General features: G+C 68.0%; 16 protein-coding genes and 1 riboswitch. Of the genes, 13 read left to right on the forward strand and 3 right to left on the reverse strand.

All coding sequences use genetic code 11. The annotated features are described in order from the left end of the window. The first annotated feature begins 4 nt into the window (after positions 1–4). The gene (locus FEK34_RS07660; RefSeq protein ID WP_138447518.1) at positions 5–1,126 is read left to right on the forward strand and encodes a bifunctional 2-methylcitrate synthase/citrate synthase; all 1,122 of its coding nucleotides are present in this window, start codon (positions 5–7) and stop codon (positions 1,124–1,126) included. 12 nt (positions 1,127–1,138) lie between these two features. Here the strand turns inward: FEK34_RS07660 and FEK34_RS29915 are convergent, their stop codons facing one another. Together FEK34_RS29915 and metE are read right to left on the reverse strand one after the other, a co-directional pair. Beyond that, positions 1,139–2,239, reverse strand: coding sequence for a hypothetical protein (locus tag FEK34_RS29915; protein WP_171048082.1), 1,101 nt, complete (start codon positions 2,237–2,239; stop codon positions 1,139–1,141). Between the two features lie 227 nt (positions 2,240–2,466). Continuing rightward, on the reverse strand, positions 2,467–4,734 hold the full coding sequence (metE, locus tag FEK34_RS07670) for a 5-methyltetrahydropteroyltriglutamate--homocysteine S-methyltransferase (protein WP_138447164.1): 2,268 nt from the start codon (positions 4,732–4,734) through the stop codon (positions 2,467–2,469). Positions 4,735–4,882: 148 nt separating this feature from the next. Beyond that, positions 4,883–5,065, reverse strand: a riboswitch (cobalamin riboswitch). A gap of 152 nt (positions 5,066–5,217) precedes the next feature. Between metE and FEK34_RS07675 the strand changes: the two genes are divergently transcribed. From FEK34_RS07675 to coaD, 4 genes are all read left to right on the forward strand, one after another. Then, positions 5,218–6,099, forward strand: coding sequence for a glycosyltransferase (locus FEK34_RS07675; protein WP_212748726.1), 882 nt, complete (start codon positions 5,218–5,220; stop codon positions 6,097–6,099). A 185-nt stretch (positions 6,100–6,284) separates the two neighbouring features. Continuing rightward, entirely contained in the window at positions 6,285–9,683 is a 3,399-nt protein-coding gene (locus FEK34_RS07680; RefSeq protein ID WP_138447166.1) for a pyruvate carboxylase, read from the forward strand. Then, positions 9,680–10,243 (forward strand): 16S rRNA (guanine(966)-N(2))-methyltransferase RsmD, encoded by a 564-nt coding sequence (rsmD, locus tag FEK34_RS07685; RefSeq protein WP_138447167.1) that lies wholly within the window; start codon positions 9,680–9,682, stop codon positions 10,241–10,243. The genes FEK34_RS07680 and rsmD overlap by 4 nt, the downstream gene beginning before the upstream one ends. A gap of 2 nt (positions 10,244–10,245) precedes the next feature. Further along, positions 10,246–10,731 (forward strand): pantetheine-phosphate adenylyltransferase, encoded by a 486-nt coding sequence (gene coaD, locus FEK34_RS07690; RefSeq protein WP_138447168.1) that lies wholly within the window; start codon positions 10,246–10,248, stop codon positions 10,729–10,731. Between the two features lie 65 nt (positions 10,732–10,796). Here coaD and FEK34_RS07695 read toward each other — a convergent pair whose 3' ends face one another. Further along, positions 10,797–11,309: a GtrA family protein gene (locus FEK34_RS07695; RefSeq protein WP_171048119.1), complete on the reverse strand. Its 513-nt coding sequence runs from the start codon at positions 11,307–11,309 to the stop codon at positions 10,797–10,799. Between the two features lie 388 nt (positions 11,310–11,697). Here FEK34_RS07695 and FEK34_RS07700 point away from each other — a divergent pair, with 388 nt between their 5' ends. The 8 genes from FEK34_RS07700 to FEK34_RS07735 all read left to right on the forward strand — a co-directional run bounded on the left by FEK34_RS07700 (position 11,698) and on the right by FEK34_RS07735 (position 18,392). Further along, a complete protein-coding gene (locus FEK34_RS07700) occupies positions 11,698–12,444 on the forward strand; it encodes a DivIVA domain-containing protein (protein WP_130919605.1) in 747 nt (248 codons plus the stop codon). A gap of 134 nt (positions 12,445–12,578) precedes the next feature. Continuing rightward, a complete protein-coding gene (locus FEK34_RS07705) occupies positions 12,579–13,262 on the forward strand; it encodes a YceD family protein (protein ID WP_138447170.1) in 684 nt (227 codons plus the stop codon). Positions 13,263–13,264: 2 nt separating this feature from the next. Then, positions 13,265–13,447, forward strand: coding sequence for a 50S ribosomal protein L32 (gene rpmF, locus FEK34_RS07710; protein ID WP_138447171.1), 183 nt, complete (start codon positions 13,265–13,267; stop codon positions 13,445–13,447). A 14-nt stretch (positions 13,448–13,461) separates the two neighbouring features. Further along, a complete protein-coding gene (gene rnc, locus FEK34_RS07715) occupies positions 13,462–14,184 on the forward strand; it encodes a ribonuclease III (protein ID WP_014352117.1) in 723 nt (240 codons plus the stop codon). A 1-nt stretch (position 14,185) separates the two neighbouring features. Beyond that, positions 14,186–15,052, forward strand: a complete 867-nt coding sequence (gene mutM / locus FEK34_RS07720) for a bifunctional DNA-formamidopyrimidine glycosylase/DNA-(apurinic or apyrimidinic site) lyase (RefSeq protein WP_138447172.1) — start codon at positions 14,186–14,188, stop codon at positions 15,050–15,052. A 57-nt stretch (positions 15,053–15,109) separates the two neighbouring features. After that, positions 15,110–15,691 carry a dihydrofolate reductase family protein gene (locus FEK34_RS07725; RefSeq protein WP_138447173.1) on the forward strand — a complete coding sequence of 194 codons (582 nt, stop codon included), beginning with the start codon at positions 15,110–15,112 and terminating at the stop codon, positions 15,689–15,691. A 57-nt stretch (positions 15,692–15,748) separates the two neighbouring features. Next, a complete protein-coding gene (locus FEK34_RS07730) occupies positions 15,749–16,759 on the forward strand; it encodes a PHP domain-containing protein (RefSeq protein ID WP_249358850.1) in 1,011 nt (336 codons plus the stop codon). 136 nt (positions 16,760–16,895) lie between these two features. Then, the gene (locus FEK34_RS07735; RefSeq protein ID WP_249358852.1) at positions 16,896–18,392 is read left to right on the forward strand and encodes a substrate-binding domain-containing protein; all 1,497 of its coding nucleotides are present in this window, start codon (positions 16,896–16,898) and stop codon (positions 18,390–18,392) included. Positions 18,393–18,434 lie beyond the last annotated feature (42 nt).

The raw sequence follows: 18,434 nt of genomic DNA on the forward strand, positions 1-18,434 counted from the left end.
CGATATGACCGAGATCAAGAAGGGCCTCGCCGGTGTGGTGGTGGATACCACCAGCATTTCGAAAGTGGTGCCCGAGACCAATTCGCTGACTTACCGCGGGTACGCCGTGCAGGATCTGGCGCGGCACTGCTGCTTCGAAGAGGTCGCCTATTTGCTGTGGTACGGCGAGCTGCCGAATGCCGGACAGCTGGAACTGTTGTGTCAGCGTGGACGGGCGCAGCGGCGCGCCGACCGGTCGCTGCTGTCGCTGGTGCAGAAGATGCCCGACAGCTGCCATCCGATGGATGTGGTGCGCACCGTGGTCAGCTATCTCGGGGCCGAGGATCCGGCCGACGACCTATCCGGAGCTCCCGATGCCAAGGTTTTGCTCGCGAAGGCGCTGCGGCTGACGGCGGTGCTACCCACCGTCGTCGCCGCCGACATGCGGCGCAGGCGCGGACTGGAACCCGTTGCGCCGCACTCACATCTGGGGTTCGCGGAGAACTTCCTGCACATGTGCTTCGGGACCGTGCCCGACCAGCGGATCGTGAAAGCCTTCGAAACCTCGCTCATCCTCTACGCCGAGCACAGCTTCAACGCCTCGACCTTCGCCGCGCGCGTGGTGACCTCCACCCGGTCCGATATCTACAGCGCGGTGACCGCCGCGATCGGTGCTCTGAAGGGCCCACTGCACGGCGGCGCCAACGAGGCCGTCATGCACGACATGCTCGCCATCGGCGCCCCCGAACGCGCCGCGTCCTGGTTGCGCACCAAGCTGGCGAACAAAGAGAAGGTGATGGGTTTCGGCCACCGCGTCTACAAGAACGGCGACTCCCGCGTCCCCACCATGAAAGCCGCCCTCGACGAGGTGAGCGCAGCAACCGGCGACCACCGCTGGCTGCGCATCTACACCGAACTCGAAAACGCCATGGCCGAAGCCACCGGCATCAAACCCAACCTGGATTTCCCCGCCGGCCCCACCTACCACCTGATGGGCTTCGACATAGCGATGTTCACCCCCATCTTCGTCCTGAGCCGCATCACCGGCTGGACCGCCCACATCGTCGAACAGGCGCAGTCGAACGCCTTGATTCGCCCGCTGTCGGAGTATGTGGGCGTCGACCAGCGTCAACTAGTCGTCGCGTGAGGCGTGCTTTCGCTAGCGATCCGCGAACAGCTCATCGGAGCTGTTCGCGGTCTTCGCGCGTTCTGTCCAGGCCTTGAGCTGGTCCAGATCTGTGCTGGCGGCGACACGGGCCCGAACGTCGGCGGGAATCGTGCCCCACCGAACTTCGAGGATCGTCAGCAGGGCATCGACTCGCGCCGCGACCGCCTCCGCGTGCGCTTCGGCCCGGCCTTCGGCCCGGCCTTCGGCCCGGCCTTCGGCCCGGCCTTCGGCCACGTACTTGCGGGCGAAGTCGCTCTGGTATTCGTACTTGGCGGCTACGGTCTTCATGTATTCCTCCAGACGGTGCCTGGCTGCCGGCGAAAGCAACGCGAGTACCAGGTCATAGTACATTTTGCCGACGTCGTCGGCAGCTTTGTCCAGGCCTGCGGCCAGGGATTCGAATACCGCGGCGGAGTTGGGGCCGTCCGCATGGGCGATGGCCGACAGTACCGCGCGTTCAGGCGCGGCTTTGGCGAACTCTGGATCAGTGACGGCTGGTATGACCTCGGGACCAAGAACCAGGGGTCGCAGGATCATGCCGGGATGCCCGAGATCTATGGGACGCCCGGACCAAGCCGCAACTCCACGGTCTGGACAGAACACCATCAAGTACGTGGGGCAGCGAAGACGGGCGCGCAGGGTGGCGAGGTACACCGGCCAGCTCCACTGGCGGCTGCGGTCCTTTCGTAGTTGGACCTCGACGATGATCCCGAGCACAGGGTCGCCTGCGGCGTCGGCGAATACCAGCGCCGTATCGCCGCGGAACTCGGCCGGCGAAACGTCGGTGAAGTCGCACGAGGAAGCGCGAGCGTGCCGGTAGTCGGGTAGGTCGATGTCGAAGACGTCGGCGAGTAGTCCGGCGGCCAGCTCCGGATCCGTGCGAAACATATCGACGAAGACCTCGTGCACCTGTGACGGCATGGCGGCGAAGCTACGGCAGGGCACTGACAGTTTCGCAACTTGTCGGCGTGTCGTACGGCGCGTCGAAAATTGTTGGTGGCGAAGGGAACCAAAGCCGTCGTCGGCCCGTCCAACCTGGCGAAACGATGAAACAGATGTGTGAGGAGGGGCAGGCGCATGGAGCGGAATCATGGATGCCGGGCGGTGTGGCGCGGGGTTGTGGCGCCCGATTCTCGGGAGCGACCGGTGTTGCGGGCCGGGCGTAGATGCCAGGGGTGCGTGGTCAAGCGCGGCCGACGGCGGGAAACGGGGGCGACAGGAGAGACGGAGGGCTGAGGGACGTGCCACAGGATGTGGCCGACCGGAGGCTGGGTCACGCTGTTGGGGCGTGGCCCAGCTTGTTCACTCGGTTTGGCCGATCACCGCAAGGCGCGCGCTGCGGCGACCAAATTGCGCAGTGATGCTTCTACCTCGGCAGGGCCACGGGTTTTCAATCCGCAATCGGGATTGACCCAGAGCCGTTCGGCGGGAACGGCTTTCAGTGCGGCGCGCAGCGACGAAGTGATCTCCTCGACGCTGGGCACGCGGGGCGAGTGGATGTCGTAGACGCCGGGCCCGACACCGAGATCGAAACCGGCGGCGTTCAGATCGTCGAGCACCTCCATGTGCGAGCGCGCCGCTTCGATCGAGGTCACGTCGGCGTCGAGGCCGGCGATCGCGTCGATCACCTCACCGAATTCCGAGTAGCACAGATGGGTGTGGATCTGGGTGGCGTCGGCGACGCCGGAAGTCGCCAAACGGAACGCATGCACCGACCAGTCCAAGTAGGCGGGCTGCTCGGCGGCCCGCAGCGGCAACAACTCTCGCAGCGCCGGCTCGTCCACCTGAATGATCCGGATGCCGGCGTGCTGTAGATCCACCGTCTCATCCCGGATGGCCAGCGCGACCTGCCGGGCCGAATCCGCCAGCGGCTGATCGTCACGGACGAACGACCACGCCAGGATGGTCACCGGACCGGTCAGCATGCCCTTGACCGGCTTATCGGTCAGCGACTGCGCGAAGGTGATCCATTCGACGGTCATCGGCGCGCGGCGCACCACATCGCCGAACAGGATCGGCGGACGCACACAGCGGGTGCCGTAGGACTGCACCCACCCCAGCTCGGTCGCGGCGAAACCGTCGAGCTGCTCGGCGAAGTACTGCACCATGTCGTTGCGTTCCGGCTCGCCGTGCACCAGCACATCGAGCTCCAGTTTCTCCTGCAACGCGATGACGTCGGCGATCTCGTCGCGCATCCGCTGCTCGTAATCGGCGCGGTCGATCTCACCGGAACGCAGTGCCGCGCGGGCCAACCGGATCGCCGAGGTCTGCGGATAGGAACCGATGGTGGTGGTGGGCAGCGGTGGCAGCTGGAGACGTTCGCGCTGCACCTGCCTGCGCTGTTCGGCCGGAGCGCGGCGGAGCGCGTCGGGGCCGAGAGCTGCCAGCCGGGCTCGCACCCGGCTGTTACGGATGCGCGGGTCGGCGGCACGGCTCGCCGAAGCCGCACGGGCGGCGGACAATTCATCGGCGATCGCGTCGGTGCCCGCGCTCAGGCCGGTGGCGAGCACCCGCACCTCGCCGACCTTTTCCGCACCGAAGGCCAGCCAGGAACGCAGCGCGTCGTCGAGCCCGGTCTCGACCGCGAGCGAATACGGCACATGCAGCAGCGAGCACGAGGTCGATACCGCCACCGACCTCGCGCAGCCGAGCAGAGTGCCGAGAGTGGTGAGCGCGGCGTCGAGGTCGGTGCGCCACACATTGCGTCCGTCGACAACACCGGCCACCAGCAGTTTGTTCGCCAGGGCCGGTACACCGGCCACCTCGTCGACCGCGGTGCCCGAGACCAGATCGACCGCGACACCCTCGACGTCGGTATCGGCCAGCGCCGCGAGCGCGGGGCCGGGGGTGCCGAAGTAGGTGGCCACCAGCACAGCCGGGCGATCACCGGAGGCGGTGAGCTCGGTGTAGACCCGCCGCACCACGGCCAGCTCGTCCTCGGTCAGATCGGTGACCAGCACCGGCTCATCGATCTGCACCCAGCCGGCGCCGGCTTCGGCAAGCAGGCGCAGCAGTTCGCGATACAGCGGCACCAGTTCGTCGATGCGTTCGAGCGCGGCCGGACCGGCCGACTTGGCCAGCTTCAAGAAGGTGACCGGCCCGATGATCACCGGCCGCGCGGGCACCCCGAGGTCGATCGCCTCGCGCAGCTGGTCCAGGACAGTCTCCGGGTGCAGGGTGAACGACGTCTGCGGCCCGATCTCCGGCACCAGGTAGTGATAGTTGGTGTCGAACCACTTCGTCATCTCCAGCGGTTCGACCGCGTCGGTACCGCGCGCGGCGGCGAAATAGCGGTCCAGCGGGTCCGCGATACCGGCCACCCGCGGCGGCAGCGCGCCCAGCAGCACGGCGGTATCGAGCATCTGGTCGTAATAGGAGAAGGTGCCGACCGGAATCGAATCCATTCCGGCGGCGCGTAATTCGGTGTACTGCGCGCGGCGCAGCTCGCGAGCTACTTCGTGCAGCCGCGCCGCGTCGATGCGCCCGGCCCAGTAGGACTCGATGGCGCGCTTGAGTTCCCGGCGTGGCCCCACCCGGGGAAGTCCGAGAACCGTTGCGGTGAACGGGTTGTGCGTATGAACAGTCACGGTGTTTCTCCAGTGCTGAAGTTCGACAGCAATCGCCGTTTCGGAAAACGCACGGCACCGATGAGACCCCGAACGACCCGGCAGACGGGTCGTATTGGCACCACTGGTGGCGAGCGCCCGGTCCACGAGGCGATGGCCGCCGGATACGGCGTATCCGGCACAACGGGCAGGTCTTCGGACTCGCGGGCACCGGCCGATACGGCCGACCTACTGGCCGTCGCTTCCCAGGCGGTGTGCCCAGTGCTGATGACGGCGGTCGTTCCCACTCACCGCTGCGGGACAGTCCCGGATTTCCACCGGGTTCCCTCTCACCCGCCAGGGGGCGGGCTTCGACGCCGGGGCGGACGTTCGGGGCTCCTTGTCGTCCTGCCGGCGAACCAGCTGCGGTGCCCACGATAGTCGGGGCGGCGCTCCGGTGGTGAGCCACCCGGGCCTGACTTAACCTAAACACTGGTCTTTCACACAACGGCAGGAGGAGGGGTTGTGCCGGCAACCGAACCTACGATGACCTCGGTCGTCATTCCCGCACACATCGTCACCGACGCCGATCGAAGCCATCTCGACGAGCAGCTGGCCGCGCTCGCCGAACAGGATCACGACGGCGAATTCGAGGTCGTCGTCGCCGACAATCGCAGCGCGCCCGGCCTGGAGGCTCACCTCGCGAACCACCCACTGCGCACGCGGCTGAACCTGCGCTGTGTCCCCGCCTCGGAAACGGTGGGCGCGGCCCACGCCCGCAATATCGGCGCCGAGCACGCCACCGGCGACGTCCTGCTGTTCTGCGACCACGACGACCGCGTGCATCCGGACTGGATGCGCCGCATGCTGTCCTTCCTCGACGAGGGCTACGACCTCGTCAGCTGCGCGGTCGAGGGCCACTCGCTCAATGCCGGCAACCGGCGGGGCATCGCGGAAGTGCCCGCACCGGACCAGTTCCAGCCGGCCGGAGTGTTCGCCCCGGTGATCGTCGGCTGCGCGATGGCGTGCCGGGCGAATGTCTACCGCAAGCTCGGCGGCATCGATGTCACCTACGCCGCCAACGAAGATCTCGCCTTCGGCTGGAAAGCCCACCGCGAAGGATTCCGCACCGGGTTCCTACCCGAAGCGCTGGTCGCCTACCGCTATCGCCGTGGCTTCGGCCCGGGATTGCGGCAGGGCCGCGCACGCGGCATCGGACTGGCCCGGCTCAACGCGGAGTTCCCGGACAACGGCCTGCCGCGGATCCACCTGCCCGAGGTGCTGATCCGTCTGGTGCGGCTCGCGTTCACGCGCGGACTGACCGGCGAGGAGCGTGGCCTGCTGATGGGCGTCGGGGTGGGCCAGCTGCGCGGTGGCCTGCGGCATCGCACCCTGCACTGGTGGTGACTCGCCAGTAGGTAACCCGCCGGTAGCTATGGCGTGGAGTTCACCGCACGATCCGCCGGGCCCCGCGGTGAGATATGACGGCCGGATGAACGCAACTTCGCAACCGTGCAAGGACCGGTTGTGAAGATTACTGCGAAGGGGACTTCCCTGTCGGCCCACGGTGCGGGGGCGGGTACCTTAGGTCAATGTTCTCGAAAGTCTTGGTTGCCAACCGCGGCGAAATCGCCATCCGCGCCTTCCGTGCGGCCTACGAACTCGGCATCGGGACCGTGGCTGTCTTCCCGCATGAGGACCGCAACTCGGTGCACCGCCTGAAGGCGGACGAGGCCTATCAGATCGGCGAGGAAGGCCACCCGGTCCGGGCATACCTGTCCATCGACGCCATCATCGAGGCGGCCAAGACAGCCGGGGCCGACGCCATCTACCCGGGGTACGGCTTCCTGTCCGAGAACCCCGACCTCGCGGCCGCCTGCGCGCGCGAGGGGATCACCTTCATCGGCCCCTCCGCGGAGGTGCTCGAGCTCGCCGGTAACAAGGCGCGCGCCATCGCGGCGGCCAAAGCCGCGGGGCTGCCGGTACTGAAATCGAGCGAACCGTCGGCAAACGTCGACGAGCTGCTGGCGGCAGCCGAATCAATGGAGTTCCCGGTCTTCGTCAAGGCCGTCGCCGGTGGCGGTGGCCGCGGTATGCGCCGGGTGGCCGCGCCCGCGCAGCTGCGTGAATCCATCGAAGCCGCCTCCCGCGAGGCCGAGTCGGCCTTCGGCGATCCGACCGTCTTCCTCGAGCAGGCGGTGGTGAATCCGCGCCACATCGAGGTGCAGATCCTGGCCGACACGCAGGGCAACGTCATGCACCTGTTCGAGCGCGACTGTTCGGTGCAGCGACGGCATCAGAAGGTGATCGAGCTGGCGCCCGCACCGAACCTCGATCCCGAACTGCGCGAACGCATCTGCGCCGACGCCGTGGCGTTCGCCCGCGAGATCGGCTACAGCTGCGCCGGCACCGTGGAGTTCCTGCTCGACGAGCGCGGCAAGCACGTCTTCATCGAGATGAACCCGCGCATCCAGGTCGAGCACACGGTGACCGAGGAGATCACCGATGTCGATCTGGTGCAGTCGCAGCTGCGCATCGCCGCCGGTGAATCGCTGGCCGATCTGGGCCTGAGCCAGGACACCGTCGCCATTCGCGGCGCGGCCATGCAGTGCCGGATCACCACCGAGGACCCGGCCAACGGCTTCCGCCCCGACACCGGCCGTATTACCGCCTACCGCACCCCGGGCGGCGCGGGCATCCGGCTGGACGGCGGCGCGAACCTGGGTGCCGAGATCGGCGCCTACTTCGACTCCATGCTGGTCAAGCTCACCTGCCGCGGCCGCGATTTCTCCACCGCGGTCGCGCGGTCCAGGCGCGCGCTGGCCGAGTTCCGCATCCGCGGCGTCACGACCAACATCCCGTTCCTGCTCGCGGTGCTCGACGACCCGGATTTCCGGGCGGGCAAGGTCACCACCTCGTTCATCGACGAACGGCCGCAGCTGCTGGATCTGCGTCGCTCCGCCGACCGCGGCACCAAGATCCTCGAATACCTGGCCGACGTCACCGTCAACAAGCCGCACGGTGAGCGCCCGACTGCGGTCTACCCGCACGACAAGCTGCCCGCCATCGACCTGTCGGTGCCGCCGCCGGACGGCTCGCGCCAGCGGCTGCTGACGCTGGGCCCCGAAGGTTTCGCGCGGGCGCTGCGCGAACAGGACGCGGTCGCGGTCACCGACACCACCTTCCGCGACGCGCACCAGTCCCTGCTGGCCACTCGGGTACGCACCGGCGGACTGCTCGCGGTCGCGGGCCACGTCGCCCGGCTGACCCCGGAGCTGCTGTCGATCGAGTGCTGGGGCGGCGCGACCTATGACGTCGCTTTGCGCTTCCTCTATGAGGACCCGTGGGAGCGGCTGGCGGCCTTGCGTGAGGCGGTGCCCAACATCTGCTTGCAGATGCTGCTGCGCGGCCGCAACACCGTCGGCTACACGCCGTATCCGGAGAAGGTGACCAGGGCGTTCGTCTCCGAGGCGACCGCCACCGGCATCGACATCTTCCGCATCTTCGACGCCCTCAACAACGTCGACCAGATGCGTCCGGCCATCGACGCGGTACGCGAAACCGGTACGGCGGTCGCCGAAGTCGCGATGAGCTACACCGGCGACCTGTCCAACCCGGACGAGAACATCTACACCCTCGACTACTACCTCAAGCTGGCCGAGCAGATCGTCGACGCGGGCGCCCACGTGCTCGCGATCAAGGACATGGCGGGCCTGCTGCGCGCGCCCGCCGCCGCGACCCTGGTCTCGGCGCTGCGCAGCAACTTCGACCTGCCGGTGCACGTGCACACCCACGACACCCCCGGTGGTCAGCTGGCCACCTATCTGGCGGCCTGGCAGGCCGGCGCCGACGCCGTCGACGGCGCCAGTGCCGCGATGGCGGGCACCACCAGCCAGCCCGCGCTGTCGGCGATCGTGGCGGCCGCGGCCAACAGCCCGCACGACACCGGCCTGAACCTGCAGAACGTCTGCGATCTGGAGCCGTACTGGGAGGCGCTGCGCAAGGTGTACGCGCCGTTCGAGTCCGGGCTGCCCGCCCCGACCGGCCGCGTCTACACCCACGAGATCCCCGGCGGTCAGCTGTCGAATCTGCGTCAGCAGGCGATCGCGCTGGGCCTCGGCGATCGTTTCGAAGAGGTCGAGGCGAAATACGCCGCCGCCGACCGGCTGCTGGGCCGGCTGGTGAAGGTGACGCCGTCGTCGAAGGTCGTCGGCGATCTGGCGCTGGCGCTGGTCGGCACCGGCGTCGACATCGAGGACTTCGCCGCCGACCCCGGCCGCTACGACATCCCGGATTCGGTGATCGGATTCCTGCGCGGTGAACTCGGCACTCCGGCCGGTGGCTGGCCCGAGCCGTTCCGCACCAAGGCGCTGGCCGGCCGCGGAAACGCCAAACCGGAAACCCCGCTCACCCCCGAGGACGAGGCCGGCCTGGCGGGCACCTCCGAGCAGCGGCGCGCCACCCTCAACCGGCTGCTGTTCCCCGGGCCCACCGCCGAATTCCTCGCCCACCGCGACAAATACGGCGACACCACCGGCCTGTCGGCCAACCAGTTCTTCTACGGCCTGCGCCGCGGCGAAGAACATCGCGTGCAGCTGGAGAAGGGCGTCACCCTGCTCATCGGCCTGGAGGCCATCTCCGAGCCCGACGAACGCGGTATGCGCACGGTCATGTGCATCCTCAACGGCCAGCTGCGGCCGGTGTCGGTGCGCGACCGCTCGGTGGCCAGCGAGATCCCGGCCGCGGAGAAGGCCGACAAGAACAACGCCGGCCATATCGCCGCGCCGTTCGCCGGTGTGGTGACCCTCGCGGTCGCCGAGGGCGACACCGTGGCAGCCGGCGACACCATCGGCACCATCGAAGCCATGAAGATGGAGGCCGCCATCACCGCGCCGCGCGCCGGCCTGGTCGGCCGCGTCGCCATCGGCAAGGTGCAGCAGGTAGAGGGTGGTGACCTGCTGATCGAGCTGGCCGTGCGCGAATCCGAATGACCCGCATCGTCGCCGGGACCGCGGGCGGGCGCCGCCTGCGCGTCCCGCCCGCGGGCACCCGGCCCACCTCGGACCGGGTGCGCGAGGCGTTGTTCAGCGCGATCGACGCCCGGCTGGACCTGGACGGCGCCCGGGTGCTGGACCTGTACGCCGGGTCCGGTGCGCTCGGGCTGGAAGCGCTCTCGCGTGGTGCGGCGCGGGCGCTGCTGATCGAATCCGATCGCAAGGCCGCCGCGGTGGTGCGTGGAAATATCGCCGATCTCGGACTGCCCGGTGCCGAGCTGCGGGTCGGGTCGGTGGCGAGCGTGCTCGCGCACACCGCGCCCGGTCCCTACGATCTGGTCTTCTCCGACCCGCCATACGACGTGCCCGTCGAGGACGTGATTGCCGATTTCACGGCACTGGCGGCCAACGGCTGGCTCGCCCCGATGGCGCTGGTGATCGTGGAGCGATCCATTCGCACACCCGAAATCGCCTGGCCCGCAGGCTATGCGCCGGTGAAGCTGCGCAAGTACGGGGAGACCAGAATCGAGCTCGCCGAGTTCGGTGCTAGCGTTTGACCATGGCTGCAGCACTGTGCCCAGGATCCTTCGACCCGGTCACCAACGGTCACCTCGACGTGTTCGCCCGCGCGGCCGCGCAGTTCGACGAGGTGGTCGTCACGGTCAACGTGAACCCCAAGAAACAGGGCATGTTCACTGTCGACGAGCGCATGGAACTGCTGCGCGAATCGGTCGCCCACCTGCCCAACGTGCGCGTCGCGTCGTGGCAGGGCCTGACGGTCGACTTCGCTAAGCAAGAGGGCATCACCGCGATCGTCAAGGGCCTGCGCGACGCGGGCGACTTCGGGTACGAACTCCAGATGGCCCAGATGAACCATAAGCTGGCCGGCGTCGACACCTTCTTCATCGCCACCAACCCGTCGCTGAGCTACCTGTCCAGCTCGCTGGTCAAGGAAGTCGCGACCTACGGCGGCGACGTCAGCGACATGCTGCCGCCCGCGGTGCACAAGCGGCTCATGGAACGGATCGCCGAACGCGCGAGCTGACCGCATTCACGGATTCGCCCCGGTCCACTCGCGTGCACCGGGGCGAATCTGTGGGACGTGTGAACTCAGAAGACCAAACCGCGTAGCGCCAGGAAGCGCAGTCCGCCGACCGCGGCGGTGATGCCGAGGACAGCGGCCGCCTGGAAGGTGCTGTCGAGGCCGGGCGCCCAGAAATCGAGCGCGGCCAGACCCGCGGTGGAGATGCCGAGCCCGGCCAGCGCGAGCCCGCCGCCTTCCCACTGGGCGGTGAACCAGCCGACACGATCGGCGGCGTGGAAGGTGAGCTGACGATGCAGTTCGTTGGCGATGATCGTGCTGACGACCGAGCCGACGACGTTGGCCACCAGCGGCCCGATGCCGAGCATCCCGAAGAACAGCAGCACGTAGGCGATATTGCTACAGCCGCCGACCAGGGCGAACCGGATGAGCTGGGGGAATGCCCGATCGCCGCGCAGGTATCCGAGCGCGCGGCCCAGCCGCCTGCTCGACGCTTCCCGCATATCCGGGTACGGCCCGGCCAGCGGCGTGAGAACGCGCGCGGTGGGCAGTGCCGGTCGCGGTAGTTCCAGGACGGTCATGGTCATTCCGATCGAACGTGAGCCAACAGGTAAGACAACTGCGAGGGTCTTCGCATTCCTTCCCGCCGGCGTGAACGCCAGGCTTCGTGTACGGCATGTTCAGTGTGTACTGAACAAACGAAACCTGTCAACGTCGATGTCGAGGTGTCCTGCTCGTCGGCCTGCTTCACTGCACGGTCGCAGGGTGTGCCTGCGGTCCGCTTATGAAGATCTTGTGGCTTCGGGAACGAATTTAGCACGAAGCGGAGGCCCTTACTCCACTTGATTTCTGTGGTCTGCGAGACACTGGCACGACACACCGGAAAGGGACTCGGCACAGGCCGTGGCGAAGGGCACACTGGGCGACGACGGAAGTTCGCCGTCGATCTGGAGAGCGGGGTAAGTGAGCATGTATCGCGTATTCGAAGCACTCGACGAGTTGGTCGCCATCGTCGAAGAGGCGCGCGGGATCCCTCCGACGCGCAACTGCATCGTGCCGCGCGGTGATGTGCTGGAACTGCTCGACGACGTCAGGGACGCCCTGCCCGGCGAACTCGACGACGCCCAGGACGTTCTCGATCACCGCGACAAGATCGTCACCGATGCCCGCAACGCCGCCGAAACGGCGGTGACCGGCGCCAACGAACAGGCCGCCGAGACCATCGAGAACGCGCGAGCCGAGGCCGACCGAATCCTCGCCGACGCGAAAGCGCACGCCGACCGCATGGTCGCCGAGGCTACCGCGCACGCCGATCATCTGGTCGACACCGCAGAGGCCGAGGCCGCCCGGGTGGTCGCCGACGGCAATGCCGAATACGAGGCCCTCACCGGACGGGCCCGCGCGGAGTCCGAGCGGATGATCGAGGCGGGCAAGGCCGCCTACGAGCGCTCGGTCGCCGAGGGCCAGGCCGAGCGGGATCGGCTGGTCGCGCAGACCGAAGTGGTGCGCGCCGCGCACGCCGAATCGGCGCGGCTCATCGACGCCGCGCAGGCCGATTCGGACCGGATGCGCGAGGAGTGCGATCACTACGTCGACTCCAAGCTCGCCGAATTCGAGGAGACCCTCAACGGCACGCTGCGCATCGTCGGCCGCGGCCGTCAGCAGCTGCGTACCGGGATGGGCATGCCCGACTACGCCTCCGACTACCGCCGCTGAGCCCCGCGACACATTCGACGGAGCGGGCCGCGGTTCCGCACGGTGCGCTGATCGGCTCGACTTTGGCCTGATGCATGCCGTCGCGTATTGTGGAGTGGTTGCCCATTCCCCCTGATCGTGAAGGTGAATTCGTTATGCCCGCCGGTTCCGGTTCCGCCTCGCGTTCGCGTACCGGCTCACACCCGGTGTCCGACGCGGGTTTCGTGCTCGACATCCGTAATCTCGGCCGTGGCGCCGGGTCGATGCGCGAGCTGCGCCGCACGGTGACCACGACCGATCGTCTCGGACTCGACCTGATCGCCGTCCCCGTCGGCACCGAAGTCGAGCTCGATCTGCGCTTGCAGTCGGTCTCCGAGGGTGTGCTGATCACCGGAACGGTGTCGGCGTCGCTGGTCGGCGAATGCTCGCGCTGCCTCGAATCGTTCGACGACGAGATCGCGCTGTCGCTGACCGAGCTGTTCGCCTACCCCGACAGCACCACCGAGCAGACCACCTCCGAGGACGAGGTGTACCGGATGGCCGACGATCTCATCGACCTCGAGCCCGTTATCGTCGACGCCCTCGGCGTCGAGCTCCCGCTGCAACCGCTGTGCACGCCCGACTGCGCCGGACTGTGCCCGGAATGCGGCGTGCGGATGGCGATTGCGGGTTCTGATCATGGGCATGAGATACTTGACCCTCGCTGGGCCGGGCTGGCGAAGTTCGCCGCCGATTCACCCAGCACCGGCAGCCCCGATGAGGGTGCCGCCACCCCAGACCGTTCCGCCGAACAGGCAGACACTGCCGACCGGGCAGAGACACAGACAGAGGAGAAGTAGTCGTGGCCGTTCCCAAGCGCCGGATGTCCCGTTCCAACACCAGGTCGCGGCGCAGCCAGTGGAAGGCTGTCGCGCCTACCCTCGTCACCTGCCCGAACCGGGCCTGCGGCGAGAAGACCCTGCCGCACATCGCCTGCCCGTCCTGCGGCACCTACAAGGGCCGCCAGGTCACCTCTGCGGTCTGAGCACCAGATCAGCCGTGACCGCCGGTAAGGACGAACTCGGCCCCTCCGGTGACCACGCGAGCCTGCTCGCCGCACTCGGTGTCGAGATACGGCCGGAGCTGCTGACGCTCGCGCTCACCCACCGCTCGTACGCGTACGAGAACGGTGGACTCCCGACCAACGAGCGCCTGGAATTCCTGGGCGACTCGGTGCTCGGGCTGAGCATCACCGAACGGCTCTACCACGAGCACCCGGACAAATCCGAGGGCGAGCTCGCCAAGCTGCGCGCCAGCGTGGTCAATATGCACGCGCTCGCCGAGGTCGCCCGCGGTCTCGGCGAGGGCGGGCTCGGCGCGCACCTGCTGCTCGGCAAGGGTGAAGAACTCACCGGCGGCCGGGACAAGCCGAGCATCCTCGCCGACGGCATGGAGTCACTGCTGGGTGCCGTGCATCTCGAGCACGGCATCGAGGTCGCCCGCGGCGTGGTGCTGCGGCTGTTCGCCGACCTGCTCGAGCGTGGCCCCCGGATGGGTGCCGGGCTCGACTGGAAGACCAGCCTGCAGGAGCTCACCGCCGAACGCGGTCTCGGCGTGCCCAGCTACGAGATCACCTCGACCGGGCCCGACCACGACAAGGAATTCACCGCGACCACGGTGATCGGCGGTCAGGCCTACGGTCAGGGCGTCGGCCGATCCAAGAAGGAAGCCGAGCAGAAGGCCGCGGGAGCCGCCTACCAGGCGCTCACCGCAGAATCCTGACGTGCCCGAACTCCCCGAAGTCGAGGTCGTGCGGCGTGGGCTGGCCGGCCATGTGGCCGGCCATGTCATCGACGCGGTGGCCGTCAGCCATCCGCGCTCGGTCCGCCGTCATCTCGAAGGCGCCGCCGACCTCGCCGCACGACTGTCCGGCCTGCGCGTCACCGCCGCCGAACGGCGCGGCAAATACCTGTGGCTGACCTTCGACGACCCCGACCTCGCGCTGGTGGTCCATCTCGGGATGAGCGGCCAGATGCTGATCCGCCCGGCCGACGCGCCGGTGGAAAAGCACGCCCACATCCGCGCCACCCTCGATAACGGCTCCGAGCTGCGTTTCGTCGACCAGCGCACCTTCGGCGGCTGGGCACTGGCCGATCTGGTGGAGGTGGACGGCACCCGCATCCCCGAACCGGTCGCCCATATCGCCCGCGATCCGCTGGATCCGCGCTTCGATGCCGAGGCGGTGGTGGCCGCGATCCGGGCCAAGCGCACCGAGATCAAACGGGTGCTGCTCGACCAGACGGTCATCTCCGGCGTCGGCAACATCTACGCCGACGAGGCGCTGTGGCGGGCGAAGATCCACGGCTGCCGCCTCGCCACCGGGCTCACCAGACCGGTGCTGCGTACGCTGCTCACCGAGGCCGCGGCCGTCATGCGTGATGCTCTCGCGGCCGGCGGTACCTCGTTCGACGCGCTGTATGTCGACGTCAACGGCGATTCCGGCTACTTCGAGCGCTCCCTGGCCGTCTACGGCCGCGCCGACCGGCCGTGTCCACGCTGCGGTGCGCCGATCGTGCGGGAGAAGTTCATGAACCGCTCCTCGTATTCGTGTCCGCGATGCCAGCCGAAGCCTCGCCGCGGCACCCGATAGCGAGCTACCGTTTCTGCATACGGCTCTACCGAGACACCGGCCGTGCAGGAAGGACACATGCGCAAGCTCACCTACTACGTCGCATCCACCATCGACGGGTTCATCGCCACCGAGGACGGGTCGGTCGACTTCTTCCCGGTCGGCGGCGACCACGGCCCGGCGATCACGGCGCAGTACCCCGAGACGCTGCCGACCAAAGTGCGCGAGGCGCTCGGGATCGATAAGCGCAACGCCAACTTCGATACGGTGCTGATGGGCCGCAAGACCCACGATTTCGGGGTGCGCACCGGCACCTCCAGCCCGTACGCGCATCTGCGTCAGTTCGTGGTCTCCACGACCATGACCGAAAGCCCGGACCCGGCCGTCGAGCTGATCTCGGCCGACCCGCTGGCCAGGGTGCGCGAACTCAAACGCGACAAGGGGCTCGGCATCTGGCTGTGCGGCGGCGGCGAACTGGCCCAGGTGCTGCTGCCGGAGATCGACCAGATCTTCCTCAAGCTCTATCCGATCGTGCTCGGCCGCGGCCGCTCGCTCTTCGGCGATGGCCCCAAGCTGCCCGAGCCGACCCGGTTCCGGGTCATCACCAGCCAGGTCTTCGAGGACGGGGTGGCCTTCGTGAAGTACGCCAGGATCCGATAGGCCGGGGTGGACGGCGATCCGACCGGAACACCGGACCCGGCTACAGTGCCGGGGCCGGTGGCGGCACTGCGCGAGATCGGATTCTGGCTCGAGCGGGAGCGGGCGAAGACGCATCGGGTGCAGGCCTACCGACGGGCCGCCGATATCGTCGACGGGCTCAGCGAGGACGAACGCGCCGCCAGGCAGGCGGCGGGCAGCTGGCAGGAGCTGGCGGGGATCGGGCCGAAGACCGCCGCCGTCATCGAGCAGGCGTATTCCGGTGTGGTGCCGCGGTATCTGACCGAGCTGCGCGCCGCCGCCGAACCGATCGGCATCGAAGGCAGGTCGTTGCGGCGGCTGCTGCGCGGTGACCTGCACACCCACTCCGACTGGTCCGACGGCGGCAGCCCGATCGCGGAGATGATGCGCACCGCGGCCGCGCTGGGCCACGAATACTGTGCGCTGACCGATCATTCGCCGCGACTGACCGTGGCCAACGGGCTCTCGGCAGAGCGGCTGCGGCGTCAGCTCGACGTGGTCGCGGAGCTGAATGCCGAACTCGCGCCGTTTCGCATCCTCACCGGCATCGAGGTCGACATCCTCGACGACGGCAGCCTCGATCAGGACCCCGACCTGCTCAAGGAGCTGGATATCGTGGTGGCCAGCGTGCATTCGCGGCTGCGCGACGACCGCGAGACCATGACCAAGCGGATGGTCTACGCGGTGGCCAATCCGCTGGTCGATGTGCTCGGGCACTGCACAGGGCGGCTGGTGCTCGGTGGGCGCGGCACCCGGCCGGAATCGGATTTCGACGCCGAGCTGGTCTTCGAGGCGTGCCGGCGCTTCGGCACCGCGGTCGAGATCAACAGCAGGCCCGAACGGCAGGACCCGCCGAGCCGGTTGATGCGGCTCGCGGTCGAGATCGGTTGTGAATTCGCCGTCGACACCGATGCGCACGCTCCCGGCCAACTGGATTGGCAAGGCTATGGTTGTGCCCGCGCCGTCGCCAACGAAGTGCCGCCCGAACGTGTCATCAATACCCGTCCGGTGGACGAATTGCTGGCCTGGACGCGACAATCCGGGGCTTGATCGCGCGCGGAGTTTGATTAACTGTTGGCGAACAATCCGGCCGACGCTGGTGAATTGCGCCGGGCGTGGCCGAAAATGATTGCCACGCATTTTCGTTGGGGAGGGACATCCAGTGGGCGGCTTTCCGCTAGAGATCGTGCTCGCGCTCATCGGTATCGCGGTGCCGGTCGGGGCCTTCCTGTGGGAGTTCGTCTTCGTCGGGCGTAAACAGCTCGGCTACCGGGTGCAGATGGATACACCGGTCACCGGTGAGATCGAATCGGTGTTTCCCGGTGTGCTGCCGCAGCTGCGGCCGCAGGCCGACGGGGCCAGCCCCGATCTGAAGGACCTGTCGGTGGTCCTGATGCGGATCGAGAACAGCGGCGCCACCTCGCTCGACAGCGCCGACTACGGCGTCCCCGACAACGGCCGCGCCGGGCTGCACCTGCGGTTCCCGCAGCGGCGGGTGATCGGTATGGCCGTCACCGAACTCAGCGATCCCGCGCTCGGCGATCTGCTCGAACCCGACTCTGGCATCGCGGTGCGGGAGACCTCCGACAATGTCGGGATCATCGACCTGCCCCGGGTGCCCCTGAATCGGGCCGACCATTACAAGATCCTGGCCATCCTGCAACGGTCGGCGGGTACGGGGGAGTATCCGCCGCCGCGGTTGCAAGGCATGATCAAGGGCGGCCGGGTCACCGAAACCCGCAGCCAGACCGGTATTCCGTTGTTCATGATCGCGCTCATCGCGTTTCTGGTGGTGGTGATCGTCGCGCAATTCATCGTCGCGGCGGTCGAGCGCGGGAAGGCGCCGCTCGGATGCGCCGACGGGAAGCTGACCGTGGTCGGGTCGACAGCCTTCGAAGAGGTGATACGGCAGGCGGCCGACGTCTACAAGCACAGCTGCCGCGGCGCCCGATTCGAATTCGCCTTCGAGGGCAGCGAGCCGGGCATGAACCGGCTGGAATCCGAGGGTAACGACAATCCCGCACTGCTCGCCATCGCCGACGGTCCGATGGGTGTGGACTATCCGGAGCTGGTGGAGCGGCCGCTGGCCCTGTCGCTGTTCAGCGTCATCGTGCACCCCGGAACGAAAATCCGGCACCTGACCGTCGAGCAGATCCGCGATCTGTACGCCGGGCGGGTGCAGAACTGGAGCCAGTTGGGCGGCGCGGATCTGCCGGTGCGGCTGATCAACCGGCATCCGGGGTCCGGTACGCGCCGCACCTTCGAGGCCAGGCTGCTCGATGGTGAGCAGCCGCCCGCGCGCGATGCCACCTGCCGGGAGATCCGCCGCGAGCCGGGACCGGGCCGCTGCGATGTGGCCGTCACCAAGGACATGCTGGCCGCGGTGGCCGAGACACCCGGCGCGATCGGCTACGCCGAGCACGCCGACGCCGCCGAATCCACGCAGGTCGCGACGGTGACCATCAACGGTCAGCGGGCCACAAGGGAAGCGGCCGCCAACCGCATCTATCCGTTCTGGGGCATCGAGTACGCCTACAGCTACGGCGATTTCGCGCCCGGCTCGCTGGGTGCGAGCTTCCTGCGGTTCCTCACCGAGGCCGGTGGGGAAGACGTGATCCGGGCCGCCGGGAACATGCCGTGCCGGGATCTGGCCTACCCGTCGATGTGCCGTCCGTTCCCATGAGTTCGGTGGCCGAACCTGTCGGTGGGTTCGGCCATAATCGAC

Source organism: Nocardia cyriacigeorgica (assembly GCF_005863245.1).
GTDB classification, from domain to species: domain Bacteria; phylum Actinomycetota; class Actinomycetes; order Mycobacteriales; family Mycobacteriaceae; genus Nocardia; species Nocardia cyriacigeorgica_C.